The following is a 24,773-nucleotide window of genomic DNA, read 5'->3' as shown; positions in this document are numbered from 1 at the left end:
GTACCGGGTCACCGGCGGCCGGCTGCAGCGGGGCGGGGCGCAACCGGTCGCGTTCGGCGGGGCGTTCGCGGGCTGACGGGCACCGGTCCCGGTGCGCCGTCCCGCGGCGTCCACCCGTCAGGGCCCGTCGTGCTCAGCGCGCCCGGTACACCAGCCGCCCGGCCAGCACCGTCGCGACGCAGGTCGCCGCACCGCGCTCGCGCAGGGCCGTCTCGTCGGGGACGTCGAACACCGCCAGGTCGGCCCGGCCGCCGACGGCCAGCGGGCCGTGGACGGTCCTCGCGAGGTCGTGGCCCCCGGCGAACGGATCGAGACCGGGCCGCTCACCGACCGGCGCGCCGGGAGCGCCCGCGGTCCCCACGACGGCCAGGCCCGACCGGGCGACGGCCGCGGCGACGAGCGGATCACCGAAGCGGGCGCCGGGGGAGGCGACCGCCGTCGTGCCGTGACGCAGCATCCGCTGCACCCCACGCCGTACGCTGCCCGACCAGCGGGTCTCGCCCAGCTCGCCGAGGGCGGCCAGCCGTTCGCCCCACAGCGGCTCCTCGCCCAGGTCGCCCGCCTCACGCGGGTCCGGGTGGTAGCAGTGGCGCAGCAGCCACAACGGGTGCCACTGGCGCAGCCCCGGGGTGAGCACACCGGGCCAGCGGCGTACACGTGCGCCCGGCGCGCCGGCGGCGGCCTCCTCGTACGGCCCGACGGCCGTGATCCGGTCGCCGTCCACCACGACGGCTCCGTCCACGACGGGGTCCGCGCCCGCCGGCAGGACCAGCGGTGCGGTGTGGATCGTCAGCACGGTCCGCTCAGTTGGGCGCCAGCAGCTTCAGCTCGGGGTGAGCCGTGCCGCCCTCGATGGCGATGGAGGAGATGTGCGAGACCACGCGGTCGTCGACGGGGTCGTTCGCCGGGTCGTCGTGGACGACCAGGTGCTCGTACGTGGTCGACCGCTGCGCGGGCACGCGCCCGGCCTTGCGGATGAGGTCGATGATCTCCATGCGGTTGGAGCGGTGCTTGGCGCCGGCGGAGGAGACGACGTTCTCCTCCAGCATGATCGAGCCGAGGTCGTCGGCGCCGTAGTGCAGGGAGAGCTGTCCGACCTCCTTGCCGGTGGTCAGCCAGGAACCCTGGATGTGGGCGATGTTGTCCATGAACAGCCGGGCGACGGCGATCATCCGCAGGTACTCGAAGAGCGTCGCCTGCGTGCGGCCCTTCAGGTGGTTGTTCTCCGGCTGGTAGGTGTACGGGATGAACGCGCGGAAGCCGCCCGTGCGGTCCTGGACGTCCCGGATCATCCGCAGGTGCTCGATGCGCTCGGCGTTGGTCTCACCGGTGCCCATGAGCATCGTGGAGGTGGACTCGACGCCCAGGTTGTGGGCGATCTCCATGATCTCCAGCCAGCGCTCGCCGGACTCCTTCAGCGGGGCGATGGCCTTGCGGGGCCGCTCCGGCAGCAGCTCGGCGCCGGCGCCCGCGAAGGAGTCGAGGCCCGCGGCGTGGATGCGCTGGATGGCCTCCTCCACGCTCACCCCGGAGATCCGGGCCATGTGCTCGACCTCGGACGCGCCCAGGCTGTGGATGACCAGCTGCGGGAATTCCTTCTTGATCGCGGCGAAGTGCTTCTCGTAGTACTCGACGCCGTAGTCCGGGTGGTGACCGCCCTGGAACATGATCTGGGTGCCGCCCAGCTCGACCGTCTCGGCGCAGCGGCGCAGGATGTCGTCGAGGTCGCGCGTCCAGCCCTTGGCGGTGTCCTTGGGCGCGGCGTAGAAGGCGCAGAAGCGGCAGGCCGTCACACAGACGTTCGTGTAGTTGATGTTGCGCTCGATGATGTACGTCGCGATGTGCTCGGTCCCGGCGTACCGGCGGCGGCGTACGGCGTCGGCGGCGGCGCCCAGGGCGTGCAGCGGGGCGTCCCGGTACAGCACGAGTGCCTCGTCCGGGGTGATCCGCCCACCGGCGGCTGCACGGTCGAGGATGGGCTGAAGGTCGGCCTTCTCGGTCACCGGGCGTCCCTTTCGTAAGGGTTGTGGACGGACCAGCCCAGCGTACGCCAGGGGTTCAGGGCGCCGGACGCCAGGCCGTGGGCGCGGGGTACGGCGGTGGGACGGGCGGGGCGGGGGGCGGGGCGAGCCGCTGCGGCCGGTGGCGCCGGGCGAGCCGCAGGACGAGGGCGGCGTAGAGCAGGTCGGCGGCCACGGAGACGAGGGTCAGTTGCCACGGCATGTCCGCAGCGGTCTCCTCGGACGACAGCCCGCCGACGATCGCGGCGGAGGCGCCGAAGGCGAACAGGTTGTTCATCACGTGCAGGCTGATGGCCGCTTCCAGCCCGCCCGTGCGCACGGTCAGCCACCCCGCCACCAGACCGTTGACCAGCAGCCCGGTGAACCCCCACGGGGTGCCCCAGCCGTGCGCGGCGGCGAACAGCACGGCCTGCGGCAGCAGCGCGATCCACGGCGACCGGACGAAGGCCCCCATCGCCTGGGTGAGCCAGCCCCGGAAGACGTACTCCTCGGCGGCGGCCTGGAACGGGACCAGGAGCACCAGGACGGTCATGGAGACGAGGAAGGAGCGCCACCCCACCCACGTGTCGGACCCCTCGCCCCCCTCGGCCCCGGGCAGCAGGAAGGCGGTCGCCGTCAGCAGCAGCACGGGAACCAGGGCGACGGGCAGGCACCGGCCCAGCCAGCCGAAGCGCAGCCGACCGGTGACCGACGACACCGTGCCGACGGGCCGCCGGCCCGGCCACAGCACGACCAGCAGCACCAGCGGCAGGGCGACGGCGAGGGAGGCGAGCTCCACCGCCGTGTCGCCGAGGGGGCCCAGGTCGGGATCCCCGTCGGCCGTCTCGGGCAGCCCGGCCGCCAGGCCGAACACGTAGGAGCCGACGAACAGCACGAGCACGGCCACGGCGTAGGCGACGAGGAAGAGCAGCACACCGGTCGGCGGCCGCCACCAGCGGTGGCGGCCGGTCGCGTGATCCAGGCGGTGGTAGGGCAGACCGGGCGTCGGGGTCGTCATGGTCGGAATTCTGGCAACGGGGAGGGCTCCCGGACGTCCGACCACAGCAGGAGGACCGATTCATGCCCAGGGGCGATCTCCCGGTGCCCGCACGGGTGTTGCGGCCGCCCGGCGCCCGGGGCTCACGCCGTGTACGCGCCCACGAGGAGGCCGAGGAAGGCGCCGGTGATCAGGAACGGGCCGAAGGGGATGGCCGTCTTGCGGTCGGCGCGGCGCAGGAGCACGAGAGTTCCGCCGTACAGGGCGCCCAGGGCGAAACCGGCGAAGGTGCCCAGCATGACCGCCGGCCAGCCGTACCAGCCGAGGACGGCACCGGCGCCCAGGGCGAGTTTGACGTCACCGAAGCCCATGCCCGCCGGATTGATCAGGAAGAGGACGAAGTAGCCGCCGCCCAGGGCGAGTGCGCCGAGCAGCGCGGTGTTCCACTCCCCCGCGTGTTCCGGCACCCGTGCGGTGACGCCCAGCAGGACCAGGGCCGCGGCGGCGAGCGGCAGGGTGAGGGGGTCGGGCAGCCGCCGCACCCGGAAGTCGACGGCCGTGAGCAGGACGCCCACGGGAGCGAGCACCAGCCACACGCCCAGCTCGGGCCGGGCACCGGTGGCGGCGGCGAGCAGGGCGCAGACCAGGGCGGTGGCGATCACCAGGGGCGCGGCGCGCGGCCCGTCCCCGGCGCAGTCCCGGCAGGCGGGACCCAGCCAGCCGCGCAGGGCGTGCCCCTGCGGGCAGCGCTCCCGCCACGGTTCGCCGGACGGCACGGAGAACCGGTGGGCGGCACGCGGCAGCAGCACGCCCGCCGCCGCGCCCCACAGGAGGGCGGCGAGGGCGAGGAGGGGGGTGCTCATCCGGCCGCCGCCTCGACGGCGGACGGGACGGGAGCGAAGGTGCGCGGTCGCGGCATGGCACTTCCCCCGGCGTCGTGTGCGGCCCTGCGGTGACGCCTGCGAGATCCCTCGGCGTCGGACTCGGCCAAACCCTATGCGCTCGTCGCCCGCTTGCACACGCCCGGCTTCCCGAACGGGAGCCCCCCTTCACGGACCCGGCCCCAGGGCGACGCGAGGGGGCCCCGGATCAAGGATCCGGGGCCCCCGAGCGGCGCTGCGTCAGGAAGCGACGGCGGCGTCGAGGTGCAGGTCGGCCGCGATGCCCTGGGGCGAGACGGCGAGGCCGAGGCCGCCGCCCACGCCGGCGGTCAGGCCGGCGGCGGTGGTCTCGACGTAGAGACCGGCCGCGGCGCCCGCGGCCGCGCCGCCCGCCTGGCCGCCGGCGACGGCGTCGAGCTCGGCGTCGGACATCTGGGCGGTCTCGATCTGCGGGGTGAAGGCCATGAGCGGCGGGTCCCTTCGTTTCCATGTGGCACGGGTGCTGGAGCGCGATCGATCGAAACACGCGCGGGTGGGAAGCGGCCAGCCGCCGACGGCGGGCGGACGGCGGGCTGCGGCGACCGCGTCCACGAGTGTGGCCGTTCGGTCACCGGCCGCCCCACTCCCTTCACACCTCGGCGGCCTGACGGCCGGGGAACGCCCCCCGAAGCGGGGACCGGGAACCCCGCTCACACGCTGGACCGGGTGTTCCTGCGACCTCTCGGTGAACAGTGTGCAGATCCGCCGGATGTTCCGCGCCGGCGCCCCCGTCACACCGCCGGCACGGCGCGGTTCTCCGGCCGCCCGTTCGTCACCGGCGGGGAGGTGGGCCGGTCGACGCGAACGCGAGGACCGCACCGAGCGAGAGGACGTCCGCGGCCGCGGTGACGCCCTCGCCCAGGACCTGCTCGGGCGACATGCAGCCGGGCGAGCCGCTGGAGACGCCCGTGGACGTCGGGGACGGCGCTCAAGGCGCGGACCGTCTGGGCCGGGAGGGGCCCGCCGGCCGGGCGACCGCGGCGGACAGCGCCGGGCCCGCCGCGCATGCCGTCGCCACCCAGGGCACCCGCGCGTCCGGGTCCGCGTCCGGGACGGGCGCCGTCCGGGCACCGCCCACCCGGCGCGCGGCGTCGACCTCCGCCGGTGGGGCGCCCCGCCGCATGGCGCCGCCCCCTCCGTAGGCGAACTCCCCCGCAGGCGGGCGGACGTCGCGGTCCCCGCGCCTGCGCTCCCGGCAGCGTGGCGCCGGGGGGCCGGACGGCTCACGGCTGGAGCAGGTCCACCTTCACGTCCGCGGGGAAGCCGGTCGTGGGGCCGACCCGGCGGGCGAACTCGGCGACCGCCTCCAGTTGCGGGCCGCCGAAGCGGAAGTCCAGCGTGGTGAAGTAGCGGGCCAGGGTCTCCTCGTCGAAGGCTTCCCAGCGGGCGGCCTGCTCGGCGACCTTGCCGACCTCCTCCAGGGAGAGGTTGCGGGAGGCCAGGAAGGCCTCGTGCACCTTGCGCGTGATGACCGGCTCGCGCTCCGCGTAGTCGCGGCGCGCCGCCCAGACCGCGAAGACGAACGGCAGGCCCGTCCACTCCTTCCACAGGGCGCCCAGGTCGTGCACGTCCAGGCCGTAGCGCGGACCGTCGAGCATGTTGGCGCGCAGGGCCGCGTCTCCGATGAGGACGGCGGCCTCCGCCTCCTGCATCATCAGGCTCAGGTCGGGCGGGCAGGTGTAGTAGTCCGGCTGGACGCCGTAGCGCTCGGCGAGGAGCAGCTGGGCGAGCCGGACGGAGGTGCGGGAGGTCGACCCGAGGGCGACGCGGGCGCCGTCCAGCCGGTCGAGCGGGACCTGCGACACGATCACGCACGACATCACCGGGCCGTCGCAGCCGACGGCGATGTCGGGGAAGGCGACCAGGTCGTCGGCGTGCTTGAGGAACTCGACGAGGGTGACCGGACCGACGTCGAGATCGCCCTGCACCAGCTTCTCGCTGAGCTTCTCAGGGGTGTCCTTGGTGAGCTCGAAGTCGAGGAGCGTGCCCGTTCTCGCGAGCCCCCAGTAGAGGGGCAGGCAGTTCAGGAACTGGATGTGGCCGACGCGCGGCCGGGTGCGAGGATTGTCCACATCGTGAGGCTAGCCCTCGGGGCGCACGACCCGGCGCGCGGGCCCCGGGGAAGGCGCGGGCCGGGCGCCGGTCGGCTCCGCCGGCGGGGTGGGGCGGCCGATCATGTGTTCTCGGCCAGTCGGCCCGGGATGTTCAAACATTCGGGTGACGTGATCTTGACCCCTATTGCATTCCGGGTCCCGCGTGCTAGGCTCGTCGCAAGTTGCAGTTTGGTTTCCCTTGCAGTACAGAGCCTGCGGAGCATGTGACCGCGGGCTCTCGTCATTCTCAGACATATGCACTTGTGCAGAATTCATCTTCACACTTGCTGGTTCTGGAGCAGGGCAACCCTTTTGAGCCCAAGGAGGGCTTATGGCTACCGGAACCGTGAAGTGGTTCAACGCCGAAAAGGGCTTTGGTTTCATCGCCCAGGAGGGCGGCGGCCCCGACGTCTTCGTCCACTACTCCGCGATCAATGCGCAGGGATTCCGGTCCCTGGAGGAGAACCAGCAGGTGTCCTTCGACGTCACGCAGGGTCCGAAGGGCCCGCAGGCTGAGAACGTCACCCCGGTCTGATCAGCAGTACCCAAGGAGCCCCGCGCCGTCAGGCGACGGGGCTCCTGCCCTTTCCAGCCGCCGCCGTTCGGTGAATTCCGGGCGAATTCCTCCCGTGGGAGGATGAGCGGATGGGGAAAGCTCCGGAGAACAGTGGGGAAGAGGGTGGGACTGCCGCCGAGGGGCCCGGCCCGGTCGGGGTGCCGCTCGGACTGTCGGCCGGTATGTCAATCGGTACGGCCGTGGGACTCGCCCTCGGTATGACCGTCTTCGACGACCTCGGCCTCGGACTCGCAGTCGGCCTGGGCTTCGGCACGGCGATCGGAGCGGGGGCCGGAATCGGGGCGGACCGGAAGCGACTGGAGCGCAGTACCCAGCCGCCTCCCGGGGAGCACGGCGACCGGCCCTCGCCCGGGACGCACGGCGACCGGCCGTCACCCGGGGAGCGCGTGCCCGAGAAGCCGCCCGGGAAGCACACCGACCCGCCCTCCCCCGAGACGCACGACGACCCACCCTCCCCCCAGACGCACGACGACCCACCGTCACCCGAGAAACACGGGCCCGACAAGCCCCGCGGGGAGCACGGCGACCCGCCCTCGCCCGGGGGAGCGGGGGACCGGCCGCCTCGGGGCGAGCAGGCCGGGTAGGGTCCCGGGGCATGGCCGATGCGGACTTCGTGAGCGCGACCCGTACCTTCTACGACGCCGTCGCCGAGGACTACGCCGTGCAGTTCCGGGAGCCGCACACGGCCGTGGTGCTGGACCGGTGCCAGCTCGACGCGTTCGCGGAGCTGGTCGGTGAGGGCGGGCGGGTCGTCGACCTGGGGTGCGGGCCCGGGCGGGTCACCGCCTACCTGGCGTCGCGGGGGCTGTCGATGTCCGGCCTGGACCTGTCGGAGTCCATGCTGGCGATCGCCCGGCGCGAGCACCCGGGGCTGCGGTTCGAGCAGGGCTCGATGCTGGAGCTGGACCTGCCCGACTCCTCGCTCGACGGGGTCGTGGCCTGGTACTCGACCATCCACACGCCCGACGAGCAACTACCCGCCCTGTTCTCCGGGTTCCACCGCGTACTGCGACCCGGCGGGCACCTGCTGCTGGGCTTCCAGTTCGGGGACGAGCCCCGTCACTACGAGGAGGCCTTCGGCCACCGGGTCTCGCTGACCTTCCTGCGCCGCCGGCCGGAGGACGTCGCCGCGCTGCTGGCCGACGCCGGTCTCACGGTCCGCTCCACGACGGTGCGGGCACCGGACGAGGCCCAGGGCGAGCCGGTCCCCCAGGCGTCCGTCGTCGCCCGCAGGCCGCTGGAGCCGTGAGCCGGCCACCCCCGGAGAACCCGGCCCCGAAGGCCGCCCCGCTGCTCGCCCGGCCCCGGTCCGGCCCCCGCTCCGCCTACTCCAGACCGATCGCCCGGCAGTCCGCCTTGTACGGGGCCGTGCAGATGTCCTTCACCGTGTACACGCCGTCCGTGATCACCGTCTCCTTGATGTTGTCCTTGGTCAGGGCGACCACCGGGACGAGCATCGACGGGATGTTCCGCCGGGTCGGGCTGTCGACCGTCTCGCGGGTCAGCGCGGCGAACTCGATCGAGCGGTCCTGCACCTTGGCGACGGCGATCTTCGCCGCGTTCGTCGCCTCCAGCAGGAAGGACTTGTACACGGTCATGTACTGCTCGCCGGAGACGACCCGCTGCACGGCGTCGAGGTTGGCGTCCTGCCCGGTCACGGGCGGGATCTTCGTGGCCCCGGCCTCCTTCAGCGCCTCGATCACGGCGCCCGCCATACCGTCGTTGGCGGAGTAGACCGCCGCGATGTCGTTCAGTCCGACCGTCCTGATCGCCTTGCGCATGTTCGCCTTGGCGATGGCCGGCTTCCACTCCTTGGTGTCGTAGCGCTGCACGATCTGGACCTGGCCCTGGAGTTCGCCGAGGGCGCCGTCCTTGAAGCGGGCGGTGTTGGGGTCGGCGGGGTCGCCGTTCATCATGACGACCTTGCTCTTCTCGGCCTTGTCGCCGAGCTCGCCGACGATCGCGCGGCCCTGCACCTGGCCGACGAGTTCGTTGTCGTGGGAGACGTAGGCGTCGATCGGCCCCTCGGCCAGGCGGTCGTAGGCGATGACGGGGATGCCGGCCGCCTTGGCCTTGCGCACGTCCGGCGCGATGGCCTTGGAGTCGACCGCGTCGACCAGGATGACGTCGACCTTGTCGGCGACCAGCTGCCGGAACTGCCGGCTCTGTCTGGAGACGTCGGCCTCGGCGTTGGCGTAACGGACCGTGCCCCGGCCGTCGGTGAGGGATTCGACCTCCTGCTTGATCAGGGGGTGGTCGAACTTCTCGAAGCGCGCCGTGTCCTTGTCGGGCAGCAGCAGGCCCACCGTGATGTCGTCGCCCTTCGCGGCGGCGGCGTCCTCGCTCGCGTCGCCGCCGCAGGCGGTGAGGGGCGCGGCCGCCAGGGCGGCCGCCAGGGCCATGGCGACGGGTCGCACAGAGGTCCGGCGGGTGTTGCGGGATATCACTGATGGTGCCTTCCGTGGGGGCGTCGAGGCGCGGTGGCAGAAAGCCAACGGGGCGGCACGGTGCGTCGTCAACAACCACGTGTGAAGACCTCGCAAAAGTGCCATCTACGTGTACAGGCCCTCCACTTCGGCGGCGAAGTCGCGCAGGACGGCTTCCCGGCGGAGCTTCATGGAGGGGGTCAGATGGCCCGCCTCCTCGGTGAAGTCCACGGGCAGGACGGCGAACCGGCGAATCGACTCGGGGCGGGAGACCATCTTGTTGGCCTCGTCGACGGCGCGCTGCAGGACCGCGCGCAGGTCCTCGTCGTCGGCCAGGAGGGTGGGCGGTACGGGGTGCTTGCCGGTCATCCGGCGCCAGTGGGTGATCCCGTCCGGGTCGAGGGTGATGAGGGCGGTGACGTAGGGGCGGCCGTCGCCCAGGACGAGGCACTGGGAGATCAGCGGGTGGGAGCGCAGCCAGTTCTCCAGGGGCGCCGGGGCGACGGACTTGCCGCCCGCGGTGATCAGCAGTTCCTTCTTGCGGCCGGTGATCGTGAGGTAGCCCTCGTCGTCCAGGGCGCCGAGGTCGCCGGTGGCGAGCCAGCCGTCGGGGGCGGCGGGGACGACACCCCCGGCCCGGGGGTCCCAGTAGCCGCGCAGGACGTGGTCGCCGGCGACGAGGATCTCGCCGTCGGCGGCGATGCGCACGCGGGTGCCGGGCAGCGGCCACCCGACCGTGCCCAGACGGGGCTTGAGGGGCGGGGTCACGGTGGAGGCGCCCGTGGTCTCCGTCAGCCCGTAGCCCTCGAAGATCTCGATGCCGGCTCCGGCGTAGAAGGCGGCGAGGCGGCGGCCGAGGGGTGAGCCGCCGCAGATGGCGTAGCGGACCCGGCCGCCCATGGCGTTGCGGAGCCGGCGGAAGACCAGCGGGTCGTACAGGGCCCGGGCGGCCTTGAGGGCGCGGGTGGGGCCGGGGCCGGCGCCCGTCTGGCGGGCCTCGACGGCCTCGCCGTAGCGCTGCGCCACCGCCGCCGCGCGGTCGAAGGTCGCGGCCCGGCCGGCCGATTCGGCCTTGGCGCGGGCGGAGTTGAACACCTTCTCCAGCATGTAGGGGATGGCCAGCAGGCAGGTCGGCCGGAAGCTCTGCAGGTCCGGAAGCAGGTACTGGGCCTTGATGCTGGGTGCGTGGCCCAGCCGGACGCGGGCCCGGACACAGGCGATCGCCACCATGCGGCCGAAGACGTGCGACATGGGCAGGAACAGCAGGACCGATGCCTCCTCGCTGGTCCTGGCCCGGAAGACCGGGTAGAGCAACTCGATGGCGTTGTCGACCTGGGCGAAGAAGTTGCCGTGGGTGAGCGCGCAGCCCTTGGGCCGGCCGGTGGTACCCGAGGTGTAGACGAGGGTGGCCAGGGTGTCGGGGCCGAGCATGCCGCGGCGCACCTCGACCTCCTGGTCGGTCAGGCGTGCTCCGGCCTCGGCGAGCCGGTCCACGTGGCCCTTCTCGACGATCCACAGGTGCCTGAGGTCGGGCAGGCGTTCACGCTCGGGGCCGAGGGCGGCGGCCTGGGCGGCGGTCTCGGTGACCAGGGCGACCGCGCCCGAGTCCTGGAGGATCCAGCGGGCCTGGAACACCGATGAGGTGGGGTAGACGGGCACGGTGACCAGTCCGGCCGCCCAGGCGGCGAAGTCCAGGACGGTCCACTCGTAGATCGTGCGGGCCATCACGGCGATCCGGTCCCCCGGCGCGAGCCCTTCGGCGATCAGCCCCTTCGCCACGGCCATGACCTGGGCGGCGAACTCGCCGGCGGTGACGTCGCTCCACCGCCCCTCGGCGTCCTTGCGGCTGAGGGCGACCGCTCCCGGGTCGGTGCTCGCGTTGTCGAACGGCAGGTCGGCGAGCGACCCGTGCGTCCACGGCGGTGCGAGCGGCGGTACGGACGCCTCGCGCACCGCCCCGTCCAGCCGCCGCACCTCGGGTTCGACCAGCACCGGCCCGCCGTAGACGTCGTCGTGGGCGGAGGAGGAAGAGGCAGTGGACACGGGCGGCTCCTGGGGCGTGCAGCGGGCGACTGCTTGCTGCATGAGTTACGTGCCTCGCACGCCGAGGCGCTCAACCGGCGCGGCCCCCGAGGGGGTTGCTGACGCTGGGAACGGGATCGTACGGCGCTCACGTGGCGGGTCTGTGCGGGTTCGGAGATGGTCCGGAGCCGGGCCTGTGCATGCTCGGGGGTTACGTGAGGGTTGTTCAGGTCCGGTGCGGACGCGCGGTTCAGGCACGTTCCAGTACGGCCGTCACGCCCTGCCCTCCCGCCGCGCACACCGAGATCAGCCCCCGGGCGGGGGCGTCCCGTTCGGCCAGGAGTGCGGCGAGGGTGGCCACGATCCGGGCGCCGGTGGCGGCGAAGGGGTGCCCGGTGGCGAGGGAGGAGCCGGCGACGTTCAGGCGGGCGCGGTCCAGCGTGCCGAGGCCGTGCTTCTCCCAGGCGGCGAGGGTGGCCAGCACCTGGGAGGCGAACGCCTCGTGGATCTCGACGAGGTCGAAGTCGGCCAGGGCCAGCCCGGCGCGCTCCAGCATGCGCGGGACCGCGTGGGCGGGTGCCATGAGCAGTCCGTCCTCGCCGCCCGCCACGTCCCCGCCGGCGAAGTCGACGGCCGCCGTCTCGTACGCCGCCAGATAGGCGAGCGGCTCCAGGCCGCGCTCCCGTGCCCAGTCCTCGCTCGCCAGCAGCACGGTCGCGGCCCCGTCCGTCAGCGGTGTGGAGTTGCCGGCGGTCATGGTCGGTCCGGGGTGGTCGAGGCCGAACACCGGCTTGAGCGCGGCGAGTTTCTCCGCGGTCGAGTCGGGGCGCAGGTTCTGGTCGCGGTCGAGGCCGCGGAAGGGCACCACCAGGTCCTGGAAGAATCCGCGTTCGTACGCGGCTGCCAGCCGCTGGTGGCTGGCAGCGGCGAGTTCGTCCTGGGCCCGGCGGCCGATGCCCCAGGCGCGGGCGGTGACGGCGGCGTGCTCGCCCATGGACAGCCCGGTGCGCGGCTCGGCGTTGCGCGGGATGTCGGGGACGAGGTGCCCGGGGCGCACCTTCGCCAGGGCCTTCATCCGTCCGCCCCACGTCTTCGCCCGGCGGGCTTCCAGCAGGAAGCGGCGCAGGGAGTCGTTGACGCCGAGGGGGGCGTCGCTCGCGGTGTCGGCGCCGCCCGCGATCGCGGAGTCGGTCTGGCCCAGGGCGATCTTGTTGGCGGCGGCGATGACGGCCTGGAGTCCGGTGCCGCAGGCCTGCTGGATGTCGTAGGCGGGGGTGCGGGGGTCCAGGGCCGAGCCGAGGACGGTCTCGCGGGCGAGGTTGAAGTCGCGGCTGTGCTTGAGGACCGCCCCGGCGACGAACTCGCCGACGGAGCCGGGCTCCGTCAGGCCGTACCGCTGGACCAGGCCGTCCAGGGCGGCGGTGAGCATCTGCTGGTTGGAGGCGGTGGCGTAGGGGCCGTCGGAGCGGGCGAAGGGGATGCGGGCGCCGCCGATGATCGCCACGCGCCGTACCGAAGGGGCCAGTTGCCGGGGGCTCATGTCGACCTGCTCCTCGTCCGTGACGTAGCCTTACCTCCGGTAACCTTACTTCAGAGTAAGCCCGTCCGGGCGTTCAGAGCCGTCACTGGGATCCGGGAGTCGTCCATGGCCGACCGCTATCTGCGTTTCACCGGTACCGCGCCCGGCCGTTTCCTCACCCGCCGGCTCGGGCTGCCGCAGCCCGCGCCGCTGGCCCGCTGGTCCCCCGAACACCCGGTCCTGGAGGGCGGCCTGCGCCTGCTCACGGCCGGCCGGTCCACGCTGGACGCGGCCCCGGTCCTCGCCCGTGCGGGACTCGGCCCGGCCGGCCCGGACCGGGCGGCCGCCGTCGTGCTGGACGCGACCGGGGTGCGGGACGTCGACCAGCTGGCGGAGGTGCACGCGGCGCTGCGTCCGGCCCTGCGGTCGGTCGTCCCGAGCGGCCGCGTGGTGGTGCTCGGCGCGCCGCTCGATGCCGCCGACCACCACCAGGCCGCCGCCCAGCAGGCCCTGGAGGGCTTCACCCGCTCCCTCGGCAAGGAGATCGGCCGGGGCAGGACGGTCAACCTGGTCAGGCTGACCGACGCCCCGGCCGCCGAGTCCACGCTGAGGTTCCTGCTGTCGCCGAAGTCGGCCTACGTGAGCGGGCAGGTGATCGAGATCGGCGCGCCGCAGGAGGCACCCGCCGCCCTCGACCGGGACCGTCCCCTGGCGGGCCGTACCGCCCTGGTCACCGGCGCGGCCCGCGGCATCGGCGAGGCCGTCGCCGAGACGCTCGCGCGGGACGGCGCCCACGTCGTCGTGCTCGACGTGCCGCAGGCCGGGCAGGACGCCCGGCGCGTGGCCGGCCGGCTCGGCGGCACCGCGCTCCCCCTCGACATCACGGCCGCCGACGCGGGCGCCCGGATCGCCGAGGCCCTCCCGGACGGCCTGGACGTGCTCATTCACAACGCGGGCATCACCCGGGACCGGCGGCTGGTGAACATGCCCGCCGAGCGCTGGAGTTCCGTGCTGGAGGTGAACCTGGCGAGCGTGCTGCGCACCACGGACGCCCTGCTGGAGGCCGGAGCGCTGCGGCGCGGCGGATCGGTCGTCGCGACGGCGTCGATCGCGGGCCTGGCGGGCAACGCGGGCCAGACCAACTACGGCGCCAGCAAGGCCGGTGTGGTCGGCCTGGTCCGTTCGCTGGCCCCGCGGGCGCTCGCCGAGCACGGCGTGACGGTCAACGCGGTCGCGCCCGGCTTCATCGAGACGAGGATGACGGCCGCGATCCCCCTGTTCATCAGGGAGGCGGGCCGGCGGATGAACTCCCTCGCCCAGGGCGGCCTGCCGGCCGACGTCGCCGAGGCCACGGCCTGGCTGGCACACCCGGCGTCGGGCGCGGTCAACGGCCAGGTCGTCCGCGTCTGCGGCCAGAGCCTGCTGGGGGCGTGATGACCGGCACCACCGACCTCGTCCTGCCCGCGCCCCCGCCCCTCGCCCCGCTCCTGGTGCGCGGCGCCCTGCTCTCCCCCTTCAAACGGCCCTCGCCGGACGCCCCGTTCCCACGCACCCGGCTGGTCCTGCCCCACCTGCGGGTGGACCTCGCGCGCCTGGCGGCGTACGAGCGGGTGTGCGGGTTCCCGACCGGGGACGACGCGCTTCCGGTGACCTACCCGCACGTCCTCGGATTCCCGCTGGCCATGCGGCTGATGAGCGGGCGGGACTTCCCGCTGCCGCTGCCGGGCCTGGTGCACACGTCGATCGGCGTCTCGCGGCACGGTTCCCTGCCCGCCACCGGGCGCTACGAACTCTCCGTTCACGTCGAGGCGTTGTCCCCGCACCGGCGCGGCACCGAGGCCGTCGTCGTCACCGGGATGCGTCACGGCGGGGAGTTGGTGTGGGAGTCCCGGAGCACCTACCTGGCCCGCCACCCGGTGGCGCGGACGCCCGGGCCCGCGCGGGAGGAGGAGCGCGAGCCGCTGCCCACCGTGGCGGAGTGGCGCCTCGCCGGGGACGTGGGGCGCCGCTACGGGGCCGCCTCGGGCGATCGCAACCCCATCCACCTCCACCCGCTCACCGCGCGGCTGTTCGGCTTCCCGCGGGCGATCGCGCACGGCATGTGGACGGTGGCCCGCTGCCTGGCCGCCCACGGTACGCCCGACCGCTGCTCGGTACGGGCTGAGTTCCGGGCGCCGGTGCTGCTCCCGGGGACGGTGACGTACGCGGCGAAGGGCGGCCGGTTCGAGCTGCGCGATGCGCGGGAGCGGCTGCACCTGACGGGGGACGTCTACCCGGCGTGAGATTCCGGCTGCTCCTGGGGCGGTGACCAGGGGCGGCCCGCCATGAGGTCGCCGAGCCCGGCCCAGGCGAAGTTCATCAGGGTCGCCGCGGCCTGGCGGGCGGTGACGCCCGGGGTGGCGTTGGCCCAGGCAGCGAGCGACTCGGCGGCGCCGACCAGGGCCTCGGCGAGCCCGGCGACCTCACGCTCGGGCAGGTCGGGGTCGCGGTGCGCCTCACGGGCCGCGGCGAGGATCAGCTGCGTCACGAAGGCGACGATCTCGGCGCGCATCGCGCTGACCTCGGCGGCGAACGGCTCGCCGTGCGTGCGGGCCTGGAGGTGCAGCACCGACCAGGCATCGGGGTGCTCGGCGGTGTGCGCGAAGAACGCGCCGAGGCCTTCCCACAGCTGCCGGTCGGCGGGCAGTTCCGGGCGGACCCCGGCCCGCACCGCCTCCACCAGGGCCTTGGCCTCACGGCGGATGCAGGCGGTGAAGAGGTCTTCCTTGGAGTTGAGGTACAGGTAGACCAAGGGCTTGGAGACACCGGCGACTTCGGCCACCTCGTCCATGGACGCGGTCATGTACCCCCGCCGGCCGAAGATCTGCACGGCGGCGTCCAGCATCTGCTGCTCACGGACCGCACGCGGCATCCGCTTGGTCTTCACGGCACCCATGGGGCACAAGCGTACGGGCCCCCGGGCGGGCCCAGGCCGGTTCTCCGGCCGGGGTCCGCCCGGGGGCCCTCCACGCGTCACCTCACCCGAGGTGTCAGGCGGCGGCGGGGACGCGCTCCGTGCTGTCGCGCGGCTCGTCGACCGGCTCCTCGTCTAGCGAGGAGCCGTCGGCCGTGGCGTAGGCGTCACGGTCGAGCAGGTTCTCCCGGGCGGACACCAGCACCGGGATCAGCGCCTGGCCGGCGACGTTGGTCGCGGTGCGCATCATGTCGAGGATCGGGTCGATCGCGAGCAGCAGGCCCACGCCCTCCATCGGCAGGCCGAGGGTGGACAGGGTCAGGGTCAGCATGACCGTCGCACCGGTGAGACCGGCCGTGGCGGCCGAGCCGACCACCGAGACGAACGCGATCAGCAGGTAGTCGCCGACGCCCAGCTGGATGTCGAAGATCTGGGCGACGAAGATCGCGGCGATGGCCGGGTAGATCGCGGCGCAGCCGTCCATCTTGGTCGTGGCGCCGAACGGCACCGCGAAGGAGGCGTACTCCTTCGGCACGCCGAGGCGCTCGGTGACCTTCTGCGTCAGCGGCATGGTGCCGACCGAGGAGCGGGAGACGAAGGCCAGCTGGATGGCGGGCCAGGCGCCCTTGAAGAACTGCACCGGGTTGGCCTTGGCGACCGTGGCCAGCAGCAGCGGGTACACGCCGAACATCACCAGGAGGCAGCCGATGTAGATGTCGGCGGTGAAGGTGGCGTACTTGCCGATCAGGTCCCAGCCGTAGGTGGCGATGGCGAAGCCGATGAGGCCGATCGTGCCGATCGGGGCTAGCCGGATGACCCACCACAGGGCCTTCTGCAGCAGGCTGAGGACGGACTCGCTCAGGGCGAGGATCGGCTGGGCCTTCTCGCCGAGCTGGAGGGCGGCGATACCGGCGACGGCGGCCATGAAGACGATCTGCAGCACGTTCAGCTCGGTGAACGGCGTGATCACGTCGGTGGGGATGATGCCGGTCAGGAAGTCGATCCACGAGCCGGTGTGCTCGGGCTTCGCGCCGTCCTTCGGCGTGAGCCCGGTGCCCGAGCCCGGGTTGGTGACCAGGCCGATGACCAGGCCGATGCTGACCGCGATCAGCGAGGTGATCATGAACCACAGGAGGGTGCGCGAGGCCAGGCGGGCCGCGTTGTTCACCTTCCGCAGGTTGGTGATCGACACCAGGATCGCGAAGAAGACGAGGGGGGCGACGGCCAGCTTCAGCAGGCCGATGAAGATGTCGCCGACCTTCTCCAGGGTCGTGACCAGCCAGGACAGGTCCTGACTGCGGGCGAGCCAGCCGAGCAGCACACCCAGGACGAGACCGGCGAGTATCTGGGCCCAGAAGGGCACCTTGAAGGACTTCGTGTGTGAGGACACGGACTGACTCCGTTGGGGGGACGCGTAGGGGGGAGCTGACGTGGGGACGACGGGGTGTTGCGTTACGTCAGGGACGACAGAAAGCGGACGCGCACCGACAGAGATCCACGTGCAGCCGCGCCACGAGCGGAACGCTCGGGGGTGAAGAGGGCACGACTGCTGACGTCATACAGCGACCTTAACACCGGAGCTTTGAGGACCCCAAAGCCTGGCTTTGAGAGGTGACGGGACACACATACCCATACAAGGCAAAGCGCCCCGTTTCCGTACGGGGACGGGAACGGGGCGCTGCACGCCGAGGGAGAGGGAGCCTTAGGTGGCCTGCCCCTGGGCCCGTGCGGTGTCGTCGGCGACGTCCTCCTGGCTGCGGTTGGCGTCCAGGTTGGCCTTCATCCGGTCCACCCGCTGCGCGACCTGGACGGACGCCCGGTCACGCTCCTTGCGCAGCACGACGAAGCTGATCGGCGCGGAGATCAGCAGGGCGAGCAGGACGATCCACAGGCCGTTGCTGTCGCCGAGGCCGCGCGGGGCGAGGCCCGAGTAGACGGCGCCCCAGACGACCACCAGGCAGCCCACGAAGACACCGAGGCGCATCAGCGTGTAGCGGAGCATCTCAATCCACTCTTCCGATTCGAACGGCCAGAACGCACCCAAACGGGCACCGTCCAGTGAAGCACGCCCGGCGCCCGGTCCGGGCACGGGGGTCAGCCCAGCGGCAGCAGCATCACGACGTCGTCCCGGTCGTCCCCGGGCGCCACCCGGATCGCCCCGGGGATACGGCCGACCTCCTTGTACCCGCAGGCGGCGTAGAAGCGCTCCAGCCCCAGCCCGCCCCGGCAGGTCAGCCGGATCGCCTCGATCCCGTCGATCCCCCGGGCCGCGTCCGCGGCGGCGGCGAGCAGGTCGCGGCCGTACCCCTTGCCCTGGTGACGCGGGTGCACCATCACCGTGTACAGCCACAGCCAGTGGGTCATCAGGTGGTGGGTGTTGAGGGTCAGGAAGGCGGTCGCCGCGACCCGCCCCTCCTCGTCGTGCCCGACGAGCAGCGTGACCTGCCCCTCCGCCATCGACGCGAAGTGCCTGACCAGCGCGGGCCGGATCTCCTCCCGCGTCACCGGCGGCACGTACCCGACCGCTCCCCCGGCGTTCGAGACGTCGGCCCACAGGTCGAGGATGCCGTCCCGCAGCTCCGGGGTGACGGCGGGATCGAGGGTGAAGGTAAGGGGCATGCCGGGATTCTAGCTATTACGACAGGGCTCGGGCCGCCACTTTCAGGTCCGACACCAGCCCCTGGTAGGCCGCCTCCCGGTCGTCCGACCGCAGCACCGCCGAGGGGTGCACGGTGGGCACCAGCCGCTCGGGCCGGCCGTGGATCTCCGCCTCCAGCACGGTCCCGCGCACCTGCGTGACCCGGAAGGAGGACCCGAGCAGCGCCTTCCCGGCGGTGGCCCCCAGCACGACGATCAGCTCCGGCTCCACGACCGCCAGCTCGGCGGCCAGCCACGGCCCGCACGCGGTCATCTCCCGCAGGGTCGGCGCCTTGTGGATGCGCCGCTTGCGCGGCTCGGCCTGTGTGAACTTGAAGTGCTTGACGGCGTTGGTGACGTACGCCTCGCCCGGGTCGATGCCGGCCTCGGCCAGCGCCCGGTCGAGCAGCTTCCCGGCCGGCCCGACGAACGGCTTCCCCTGCCGGTCCTCCTGGTCCCCGGGCTGCTCCCCGACGAGCATGACCCGGGCGTCCCTGTCCCCGGCCCCGAACACGGTCCGGGTGGCGTCCCGGTGCAGCGGACACCCCCGGCACCCGGCAGCGGCCCTCCGCAGAGCGGGAAGGCCGCCGCGTTCGGGAACGAACGGCTCAGCGGTATACGCGTCTTCCGGCGCCCCGGTGGCAACCATGCCCTCCGGGTACCCACCTCGGGGGCGCGGGGAACTGCGCGAGCGACCCCCACACGCGGAATGCCGCACTCACACCCGCATGGCCTGCGGCGCATCGCGAAGCGAGGGGTCGGGCCCGTCGTACTCCCGGATGATCTCGTACCGCGTGTTCCGCTCCACCGGCCGGAACCCGGCGTCACGGATCAGGTCCAGCAGATCCTCACGCGTCAGCTTGTTCGGCGTCCCGTAGTTGTCCGCGTCGTGCGTGATCTTGTACTCGACGACCGACCCGTCCATGTCGTCCGCGCCGTGCTGCAGCGCGAGCTGCGCCGTCTGCACCCCGTGCATGACCCAGAAGACCTTGACGTGCGGCACGTTGTCGAACAGCAGCCGCGACACGGCGAAGGTCTTCAGCGCCTCCGCCCCCGTCGCCATCTGCGTGCGGGCCTGGAGGCGGTTGCGCACCTTGCCGTCCTGCATGTCGACGAAGTCGTGCTGGTACCGCAGCGGGATGAAGACCTGGAAACCCCCGGTCTCGTCCTGCAGCTCGCGCAGCCGCAGCACGTGGTCCACCCGGTGCCGGGGCTCCTCGATGTGCCCGTACAGCATCGTGCAGGGGGTCTTCAGGCCCTTCTCGTGCGCGAGCCGGTGGATGCGGGACCAGTCCTCCCAGTGGGTGCGGTGGTCGACGATGTGCTGCCGGACCTCCCAGTCGAAGATCTCCGCGCCGCCGCCGGTCAGCGACTCCAGACCCGCGTCGATCAGCTCGTCCAGGATCTCGGACGCGCTCATTCCCGAGATCGTCTCGAAGTGGTGGATCTCCGTCGCCGTGAAGGCCTTCAGGGAGACGTCCGGCAGCGCCGCCTTCAGCTCCCGCAGGGAGCGCGGGTAGTAGCGCCACGGCAGGTTCGGGTGCAGCCCGTTGACGATGTGCAGCTCGGTGAGGTTCTCCGACTCCATCGCCTTCGCGAGCTTGACGGCCTCCTCGATGCGCATCGTGTACGCGTCCTTCTCCCCCGGCTTGCGCTGGAAGGAGCAGTACGCGCAGGAGGCCGTGCACACGTTCGTCATGTTGAGGTGACGGTTGACGTTGAAGTGCACGACGTCGCCGTTCTTGCGGGTGCGCACCTCGTGCGCCAGGCCGCCGAGCCAGGCCAGGTCGTCCGACTCGTACAGCGCGATGCCGTCCTCACGGGTCAGGCGCTCACCGGCCCTGACCTTCTCCTCCAGCTCGCGCTTGAGCCCGAGATCCATGCCCACACCTTTCTACGACGACGACCCAACGTTACGCCCCCGCCTTTCGGGCCGGAGGCGCCCCCGAACGGCCCCGCGGCCCTACACCTCGTCCGGCAGTTCCCCGACCCGGTTCTCCCACTTCGTGGAGAGCACGATCGTCGTGCGGGTCCGGGAGACGCCCTCGATCCCGCTGAGCCGCCGGATGATCCTCTCCAGCCCGTCCACGTCCGCCGCCCGCACCTTGAGCATGTACGAGTCGTCGCCCGCGATGAACCAGCAGTCCTCGATCTCCGAGAGGTCCTTCAGCCGCTGCGCCACGTCCTCGTGGTCGGTGGCGTCGGAGAGCGAGATGCCGATGAGGGCGGTGACGCCGAGGCCGAGCGAGGCGGCGTCGACGGTGGCCCGGTAGCCGGTGATGACCCCGGCCGCCTCCAGCCGGTTGATGCGGTCGGTGACGCTGGGTCCCGACAGCCCGACGAGGCGTCCCAGCTCCGCGTAGGAGGCCCGGCCGTTCTCCCTCAGGGCCTGGATGAGCTGCCTGTCCACCGCGTCCATTGCGATCGAAGCCTTCCGCTGAAGTTGTGGTTGTGTCCGAGGGGTTCGGAGTTCGGTCGTGCTCAGTCGGCGCGCTGCGCCCCGCCGCCGAGCTCACCTTGCCAACGGCGATACAGCCCGTGCGGCACGCCCGCCGCGTCGAGTACGCGTCCGGCGACGAAGTCCACCAGGTCCTGGATGTGCGTCGCCCCCGCGTAGAAGGCGGGTGAGGCCGGTACGACGATCGCGCCCGCGTCGTCCAGCGTGACCAGGTGCCGCAGGGTCTGGCCGTTCAGCGGGGTCTCCCGCACGGCCACGATCAGCTTGCGTCCCTCCTTCAGGGTGACGCTCGCCGCCCGCTGCAGCAGGTCCTTCGACAGCCCGAGCGCGACCCCCGCCACACTCGCCGTCGAGGCGGGCACGATGAGCATGCCCTTGGTGGGGTACGACCCCGAGGAGGGACCGGCGGCCAGGTCGCCGGCGCTCCAGTGCCGTACGGCGTCGAGGTCGACGGAGAAGGTGCCCGGCTTGCCGTCGGCGCCCCGGGAGAGCCATGCACGCAGGTCGGACTGCCAGTGTGCGTCCCGGAAGGAGATCCCGGTCTCGTCCAGCAGGGTGAGCCGGGAGGCCCGGGAGACCACGAGGTCGACGCTCTCGCCCGCGGCGATCAGGGCCCGCAGCACGGCGGCGGCATACGGAGTGCCCGAGGCGCCGGACACCCCTACGATCCAAGGCGTACGCGGCATCTCGCCTGGCTTGACTGGGTTCACGACACCGAGCCTATCCGGCGTCGGCAGGTGGGAACCGGCCCAGGGGGGCGGGCCGTTGCACGGAGGGGACGAGCGAGCACTGGGGGTCGCCATGTCGGATGCCGGAGCCGGGTGGTCCAGGGGCGACCGCGCGCTGGCCGCGGGCAGGCTGATGGCGGCCTGGATCGCGCTGTTGTGGCTGCTGGAAGCGGTGGACGCGGTGACGGGTCACTCGCTGGACCGCTTCGGGATCACCCCGCGCGAGCCGTCGGAGCTGGTCGACGTCGTCCCGTCGGCGTTCGTCCACTTCGGCTTCGCGCATCTGCTGGCGAACACCCTGCCGCTGCTGGTGCTGGGCTTCCTGGCCGCGCTCTCGGGGATCCGCCGCTTCCTGCTGGTCTGCGCGCTGGTCGTGGTCGCCGACGGCCTGGGCGTGTGGCTGATATCCCCGGACCACACCAACACGGCGGGCGCCTCCGGCCTGGTCTTCGGCCTGTTCGGCTTCCTGCTGGTCAGCGGCTTCGTGGAGCGCCGCCCGCTGGGCATCGTCGCCGGCGTGCTGATCGCCGCGATCTGGGGCGGCTCGATCCTCGCGGGCCTGGCCCCGACGCAGACGGGCGTCAGTTGGCAGGGCCATCTGCTGGGCCTGCTGGCGGGCGTGGCGGCGGCGTTCGTCCTGCGCCGCCGCCCCGCGCCGCCCGCGCTCACACGGTGAGGCCGCGCACCAGCAGGTCGAGCAGCGCGCACACGAACAGGGCGATGCCGATGAAGCCGTTGACGCTGAAGAACGCCCGGTTCAGGCGGGACAGGTCGTGCGGGCGGACGATGGAGTGCTCGTAGACGAAGGCTCCGGCGACGATCAGCAGCCCCAGCCAGAAGAAGGCGCCCGCGCCGGTGGCCAGGCCGTACCAGACGAACAGGGCCGTCGTCACGGCGTGGCAGACCCGGGCGCCCCGGATCGCCGCCGGGATGCCGAAGCGCGCCGGGACGGACCTGACGCCGATCTCGCGGTCGGTCTCCACGTCCTGGCAGGCGTAGATCAGGTCGAAGCCGCCGATCCAGATGCCGACGGCGAGACCGAGGATCACCGCGTCCCAGGACCAGGAGCCCGAGATCGCCAGCCAGCCGCCGATCGGGCCCATCGCCTGGGCGAGACCGAGGATGGCCTGCGGGAAGTTCGTGAACCGCTTGCCGTAGGGGTAGACCACCATCGGGATCACGGCGACGGGGGCCAGGGCCAGGCAGAGCGGGTTCAGCAGGGCCGCCGCGCCCAGGAAGACGGCCAGGGCGATCAGCGCTCCCGTCCAGGCGTGCTTGACCGACATCGCGCCGGTCACCAGCTCGCGCTGCGCGGTGCGCGGGTTCCGCGCGTCGATCTCCCGGTCGATGATCCGGTTGACGGCCATCGCGAAGGTCCGCAGCCCCACCATGCAGACGGTGACGAGCAGCAGCCTGACCCAGTGGATGTTCTCGTCCCACTCGTACATCGCCGTGAGGGCGGCGATGTAGGCGAAGGGCAGCGCGAAGACCGAGTGCTCGATCATCACCAGCCGCAGGAAGGCCTTCGTGCGTCCCGGCTGCGGGATCGCGGCGGAAGCGGAGGTCACAGCCCGTACTCCTTCCAGCGGCGGTCCACCTTCGCCGCCGTCTCCGGGTCCGACTCGACCATGTCGGGCCAGCCGCCGTCGCGCGTGTAACCCTCCTCGGGCCACTTCTTCGTCGCGTCGATCCCGGCCTTGCCGCCCCAGAACTGCTGGTAGGAGGCGTGGTCCAGGTGGTCGACGGGGCCTTCGACGATGCTCAGGTCACGGGCGTAGTCCGTGTTGCCGAGCGCCCGCCAGGCCACCTCGTGCAGGTCGTGCACGTCGCAGTCGGAGTCGACGACCACGATCAGCTTGGTCAGCGACATCATGTGTGCGCCCCAGATGGCGTGCATCACCTTCTGCGCGTGCTTGGGGTACTTCTTGTCGATCGAGACGATCGCGCAGTTGTGGAAGCCGCCCGCCTCCGGCAGGTGGTAGTCCACGATGTCCGGCACGATGATCTTCAGCAGCGGCAGGAAGAAGCGTTCCGTCGCGCGGCCCAGCGGCCCGTCCTCCGTCGGCGGCCGGCCGACGACGATCGACTGGAGCAGCGGCCGCTTGCGCATCGTCACGCAGTCGATCTTCAGCGCCGGGAAGGGCTCCTGCGGCGTGTAGAAGCCCGTGTGGTCGCCGAAGGGCCCCTCGGGCAGCATCTCGCCCGGCTCCAGCCAGCCCTCGATCACGACCTCGGCCTGGGCGGGCACCTGCAGGGGAACGGTCTTGCAGTCGACCATCTCGATCCGCTTGCCCGCGAGGAACCCGGCGAACATGTACTCGTCGATGTCCCCGGGCAGCGGCGCGGTCGAGGCGTACGTCACGGCGGGCGGACAGCCGAAGGCGATGGCGACCGGCAGCCGCTCACCGCGCCGGGCCGCCACCTGGTAGTGGTTGCGGCTGTCCTTGTGGATCTGCCAGTGCATGCCGATCGTGCGCCTGTCGTGCCGCTGGAGCCGGTACAGGCCCAGGTTGCGCACGCCCGTCTCGGGGTCCTTGGTGTGGGTGAGCCCCAGGTTGAAGAAGGACCCGCCGTCCTTGGGCCAGGTGAACAGGGCCGGGAGCTGGTTCAGGTCCACGTCGTCCCCGGTCAGGACGACCTCCTGCACGGGGCCGTCCTTCACCTTCCTCGGCGGCACGTGCGTCATCGCGCCGAGCTTGCCGAAGGCCTCGCGCACACCGACGAACCCGTGCGGCAGCTCGGGCTTCAGCAGCCCGCCGATCCGCTCGGAGATCTCCGCGTACGACTTCAGGCCCAGGGCCTTCAGCAGCCGGCGGTCCGTGCCGAACACGTTCATCGCGAGCGGCATGCGCGACCCGCGCACGTTCTCGAAGAGCAGCGCCGGGCCGCCGGACTTCTGCACCCGGTCGACGATCTCCCCGACTTCCAGGTACGGGTCCACCTCGGCCTTGATGCGCTTGAGGTCGCCCTCGCGCTCCAGCGCCCTGAGCAGGGAGCGAAGATCGTCGTAAGCCATGGGGTCCAGTATCCCCGAGCGGCTACGCTGGCCTGGAACCACCCACCGCTTTGCTGAGAGGCCGCGCATGCTCCGGGTACTGATGTTCCTCGTGCCGCTGGCGCTGAGCGTGTACGCGTTCATCGACTGCATCAGCACCAAGGACGACGACATCCGCCACATGCCCAAGCCGCTGTGGGCGATCCTGGTGCTCCTCTTCCCGCTGGTCGGCTCGATCTCCTGGCTGATCGCCGGCAAGAGGCGCAGCCCGGCCGCCGACGGCTGGTCCGGCGCCCGCGCGGGCCGCTCCCGCCAATGGGTCGCCCCCGACGACAATCCCGACTTCCTGAAGTCCCTCGACGAGGACAAGAAGAAGGACGAGGACCCGCGGCGCCCGGACGAGTCCTGACCCGTCCCGACCCCCGCCCGGGGTGGTGAAACCACTTGC

General features: G+C 72.3%; 27 protein-coding genes and 1 pseudogene. 7 read left to right on the top strand and 21 right to left on the bottom strand.

Annotation, left to right across the window (positions count from 1 at the left end; genetic code table 11):
• Positions 1–133: 133 nt before the first annotated feature.
• The 7 genes and pseudogenes from Q5694_RS27740 to Q5694_RS27710 form a co-directional block, all read right to left on the bottom strand.
• The gene (locus Q5694_RS27740) at positions 134–796 is read right to left on the bottom strand and encodes an imidazolonepropionase-like domain-containing protein (protein WP_333936140.1); all 663 of its coding nucleotides are present in this window, start codon (positions 794–796) and stop codon (positions 134–136) included.
• Positions 797–803: 7 nt separating this feature from the next.
• Positions 804–2,003, bottom strand: coding sequence for a cyclic dehypoxanthinyl futalosine synthase (mqnC, locus tag Q5694_RS27735; protein ID WP_333936139.1), 1,200 nt, complete (start codon positions 2,001–2,003; stop codon positions 804–806).
• A gap of 55 nt (positions 2,004–2,058) precedes the next feature.
• The gene (locus tag Q5694_RS27730) at positions 2,059–3,018 is read right to left on the bottom strand and encodes a CPBP family intramembrane glutamic endopeptidase (RefSeq protein ID WP_333936138.1); all 960 of its coding nucleotides are present in this window, start codon (positions 3,016–3,018) and stop codon (positions 2,059–2,061) included.
• Between the two features lie 122 nt (positions 3,019–3,140).
• Positions 3,141–3,860 carry a prepilin peptidase gene (locus Q5694_RS27725; protein WP_333936137.1) on the bottom strand — a complete coding sequence of 240 codons (720 nt, stop codon included), beginning with the start codon at positions 3,858–3,860 and terminating at the stop codon, positions 3,141–3,143.
• Between the two features lie 258 nt (positions 3,861–4,118).
• Positions 4,119–4,343: a hypothetical protein gene (locus Q5694_RS27720; RefSeq protein ID WP_333936136.1), complete on the bottom strand. Its 225-nt coding sequence runs from the start codon at positions 4,341–4,343 to the stop codon at positions 4,119–4,121.
• 355 nt (positions 4,344–4,698) lie between these two features.
• Positions 4,699–5,016 (bottom strand): annotated as a pseudogene (locus Q5694_RS27715) (serine/threonine protein kinase); the annotation flags it as partial.
• Positions 5,017–5,140: 124 nt separating this feature from the next.
• Complete coding sequence (locus tag Q5694_RS27710; RefSeq protein WP_333936135.1) at positions 5,141–5,989, bottom strand: menaquinone biosynthetic enzyme MqnA/MqnD family protein; 849 nt, start codon at positions 5,987–5,989, stop codon at positions 5,141–5,143.
• Between the two features lie 352 nt (positions 5,990–6,341).
• Here Q5694_RS27710 and Q5694_RS27705 point away from each other — a divergent pair, with 352 nt between their 5' ends.
• From Q5694_RS27705 to Q5694_RS27695, 3 genes are all read left to right on the top strand, one after another.
• Positions 6,342–6,545: a cold-shock protein gene (locus Q5694_RS27705; protein ID WP_003974443.1), complete on the top strand. Its 204-nt coding sequence runs from the start codon at positions 6,342–6,344 to the stop codon at positions 6,543–6,545.
• 203 nt (positions 6,546–6,748) lie between these two features.
• Complete coding sequence (locus tag Q5694_RS27700; RefSeq protein ID WP_333936133.1) at positions 6,749–7,171, top strand: hypothetical protein; 423 nt, start codon at positions 6,749–6,751, stop codon at positions 7,169–7,171.
• Between the two features lie 11 nt (positions 7,172–7,182).
• Positions 7,183–7,836, top strand: a complete 654-nt coding sequence (locus Q5694_RS27695) for a class I SAM-dependent DNA methyltransferase (RefSeq protein WP_333936132.1) — start codon at positions 7,183–7,185, stop codon at positions 7,834–7,836.
• A 76-nt stretch (positions 7,837–7,912) separates the two neighbouring features.
• Here the strand turns inward: Q5694_RS27695 and Q5694_RS27690 are convergent, their stop codons facing one another.
• The 3 genes from Q5694_RS27690 to Q5694_RS27680 form a co-directional block, all read right to left on the bottom strand.
• Positions 7,913–9,004, bottom strand: a complete 1,092-nt coding sequence (locus Q5694_RS27690) for a sugar ABC transporter substrate-binding protein (RefSeq protein ID WP_333936131.1) — start codon at positions 9,002–9,004, stop codon at positions 7,913–7,915.
• Positions 9,005–9,139: 135 nt separating this feature from the next.
• The gene (locus Q5694_RS27685) at positions 9,140–11,056 is read right to left on the bottom strand and encodes an AMP-dependent synthetase/ligase (protein WP_443040952.1); all 1,917 of its coding nucleotides are present in this window, start codon (positions 11,054–11,056) and stop codon (positions 9,140–9,142) included.
• 229 nt (positions 11,057–11,285) lie between these two features.
• Entirely contained in the window at positions 11,286–12,575 is a 1,290-nt protein-coding gene (locus tag Q5694_RS27680; RefSeq protein WP_333936127.1) for an acetyl-CoA C-acetyltransferase, read from the bottom strand.
• 105 nt (positions 12,576–12,680) lie between these two features.
• On the opposite strand from Q5694_RS27680, the gene Q5694_RS27675 reads away from it, so the two are divergent.
• Both Q5694_RS27675 and Q5694_RS27670 read left to right on the top strand, forming a co-directional pair.
• A complete protein-coding gene (locus Q5694_RS27675; RefSeq protein ID WP_333936126.1) occupies positions 12,681–13,988 on the top strand; it encodes a 3-oxoacyl-ACP reductase in 1,308 nt (435 codons plus the stop codon).
• The gene (locus Q5694_RS27670) at positions 13,988–14,836 is read left to right on the top strand and encodes a MaoC family dehydratase (RefSeq protein WP_333936125.1); all 849 of its coding nucleotides are present in this window, start codon (positions 13,988–13,990) and stop codon (positions 14,834–14,836) included. The genes Q5694_RS27675 and Q5694_RS27670 overlap by 1 nt, the downstream gene beginning before the upstream one ends.
• Here Q5694_RS27670 and Q5694_RS27665 read toward each other — a convergent pair.
• The 9 genes from Q5694_RS27665 to Q5694_RS27625 all read right to left on the bottom strand — a co-directional run bounded on the left by Q5694_RS27665 (position 14,824) and on the right by Q5694_RS27625 (position 21,288).
• The gene (locus Q5694_RS27665; RefSeq protein ID WP_333936124.1) at positions 14,824–15,489 is read right to left on the bottom strand and encodes a TetR/AcrR family transcriptional regulator; all 666 of its coding nucleotides are present in this window, start codon (positions 15,487–15,489) and stop codon (positions 14,824–14,826) included. The genes Q5694_RS27670 and Q5694_RS27665 overlap by 13 nt on opposite strands.
• Before the next feature lie 94 nt (positions 15,490–15,583).
• Positions 15,584–16,897, bottom strand: a complete 1,314-nt coding sequence (locus Q5694_RS27660) for a dicarboxylate/amino acid:cation symporter (RefSeq protein WP_333936123.1) — start codon at positions 16,895–16,897, stop codon at positions 15,584–15,586.
• 67 nt (positions 16,898–16,964) lie between these two features.
• Positions 16,965–17,066, bottom strand: coding sequence for a putative leader peptide (locus Q5694_RS27655; RefSeq protein WP_333936122.1), 102 nt, complete (start codon positions 17,064–17,066; stop codon positions 16,965–16,967).
• Between the two features lie 143 nt (positions 17,067–17,209).
• Positions 17,210–17,509, bottom strand: coding sequence for a DUF4229 domain-containing protein (locus tag Q5694_RS27650; RefSeq protein ID WP_333936121.1), 300 nt, complete (start codon positions 17,507–17,509; stop codon positions 17,210–17,212).
• A gap of 92 nt (positions 17,510–17,601) precedes the next feature.
• Positions 17,602–18,126, bottom strand: a complete 525-nt coding sequence (locus tag Q5694_RS27645) for a GNAT family N-acetyltransferase (RefSeq protein WP_333936120.1) — start codon at positions 18,124–18,126, stop codon at positions 17,602–17,604.
• Positions 18,127–18,142: 16 nt separating this feature from the next.
• Entirely contained in the window at positions 18,143–18,793 is a 651-nt protein-coding gene (locus tag Q5694_RS27640) for a UdgX family uracil-DNA binding protein (protein WP_333936119.1), read from the bottom strand.
• Positions 18,794–18,862: 69 nt separating this feature from the next.
• Positions 18,863–20,026 carry an aminofutalosine synthase MqnE gene (mqnE, locus tag Q5694_RS27635; RefSeq protein WP_333936118.1) on the bottom strand — a complete coding sequence of 388 codons (1,164 nt, stop codon included), beginning with the start codon at positions 20,024–20,026 and terminating at the stop codon, positions 18,863–18,865.
• A gap of 81 nt (positions 20,027–20,107) precedes the next feature.
• Positions 20,108–20,563, bottom strand: coding sequence for an Lrp/AsnC family transcriptional regulator (locus Q5694_RS27630; RefSeq protein WP_333936117.1), 456 nt, complete (start codon positions 20,561–20,563; stop codon positions 20,108–20,110).
• Positions 20,564–20,625: 62 nt separating this feature from the next.
• The gene (locus Q5694_RS27625) at positions 20,626–21,288 is read right to left on the bottom strand and encodes a UbiX family flavin prenyltransferase (protein WP_333936191.1); all 663 of its coding nucleotides are present in this window, start codon (positions 21,286–21,288) and stop codon (positions 20,626–20,628) included.
• 115 nt (positions 21,289–21,403) lie between these two features.
• Here Q5694_RS27625 and Q5694_RS27620 point away from each other — a divergent pair, with 115 nt between their 5' ends.
• On the top strand, positions 21,404–22,006 hold the full coding sequence (locus Q5694_RS27620) for a rhomboid family intramembrane serine protease (RefSeq protein WP_333936116.1): 603 nt from the start codon (positions 21,404–21,406) through the stop codon (positions 22,004–22,006).
• Here the strand turns inward: Q5694_RS27620 and mqnP are convergent.
• Together mqnP and Q5694_RS27610 are read right to left on the bottom strand one after the other, a co-directional pair.
• Positions 21,996–22,898, bottom strand: a complete 903-nt coding sequence (gene mqnP, locus Q5694_RS27615; protein WP_333936115.1) for a menaquinone biosynthesis prenyltransferase MqnP — start codon at positions 22,896–22,898, stop codon at positions 21,996–21,998. The two genes, Q5694_RS27620 and mqnP, sit on opposite strands and share 11 nt — an antisense overlap.
• Positions 22,895–24,346 (bottom strand): menaquinone biosynthesis decarboxylase, encoded by a 1,452-nt coding sequence (locus Q5694_RS27610; protein ID WP_333936114.1) that lies wholly within the window; start codon positions 24,344–24,346, stop codon positions 22,895–22,897. Before Q5694_RS27610 ends, mqnP begins: the two co-directional genes overlap by 4 nt.
• Before the next feature lie 67 nt (positions 24,347–24,413).
• On the opposite strand from Q5694_RS27610, the gene Q5694_RS27605 reads away from it, so the two are divergent.
• Positions 24,414–24,734: a PLD nuclease N-terminal domain-containing protein gene (locus Q5694_RS27605; RefSeq protein WP_333936113.1), complete on the top strand. Its 321-nt coding sequence runs from the start codon at positions 24,414–24,416 to the stop codon at positions 24,732–24,734.
• Positions 24,735–24,773: the final 39 nt, after the last annotated feature.

This window comes from Streptomyces sp. AHA2, assembly GCF_036857595.1.
Taxonomy (GTDB): Bacteria; Actinomycetota; Actinomycetes; order Streptomycetales; family Streptomycetaceae; genus Streptomyces.
The sequence above is the reverse complement of the archived record's forward strand: the minus strand, read 5'-3'. Positions and strand labels throughout refer to the sequence as shown.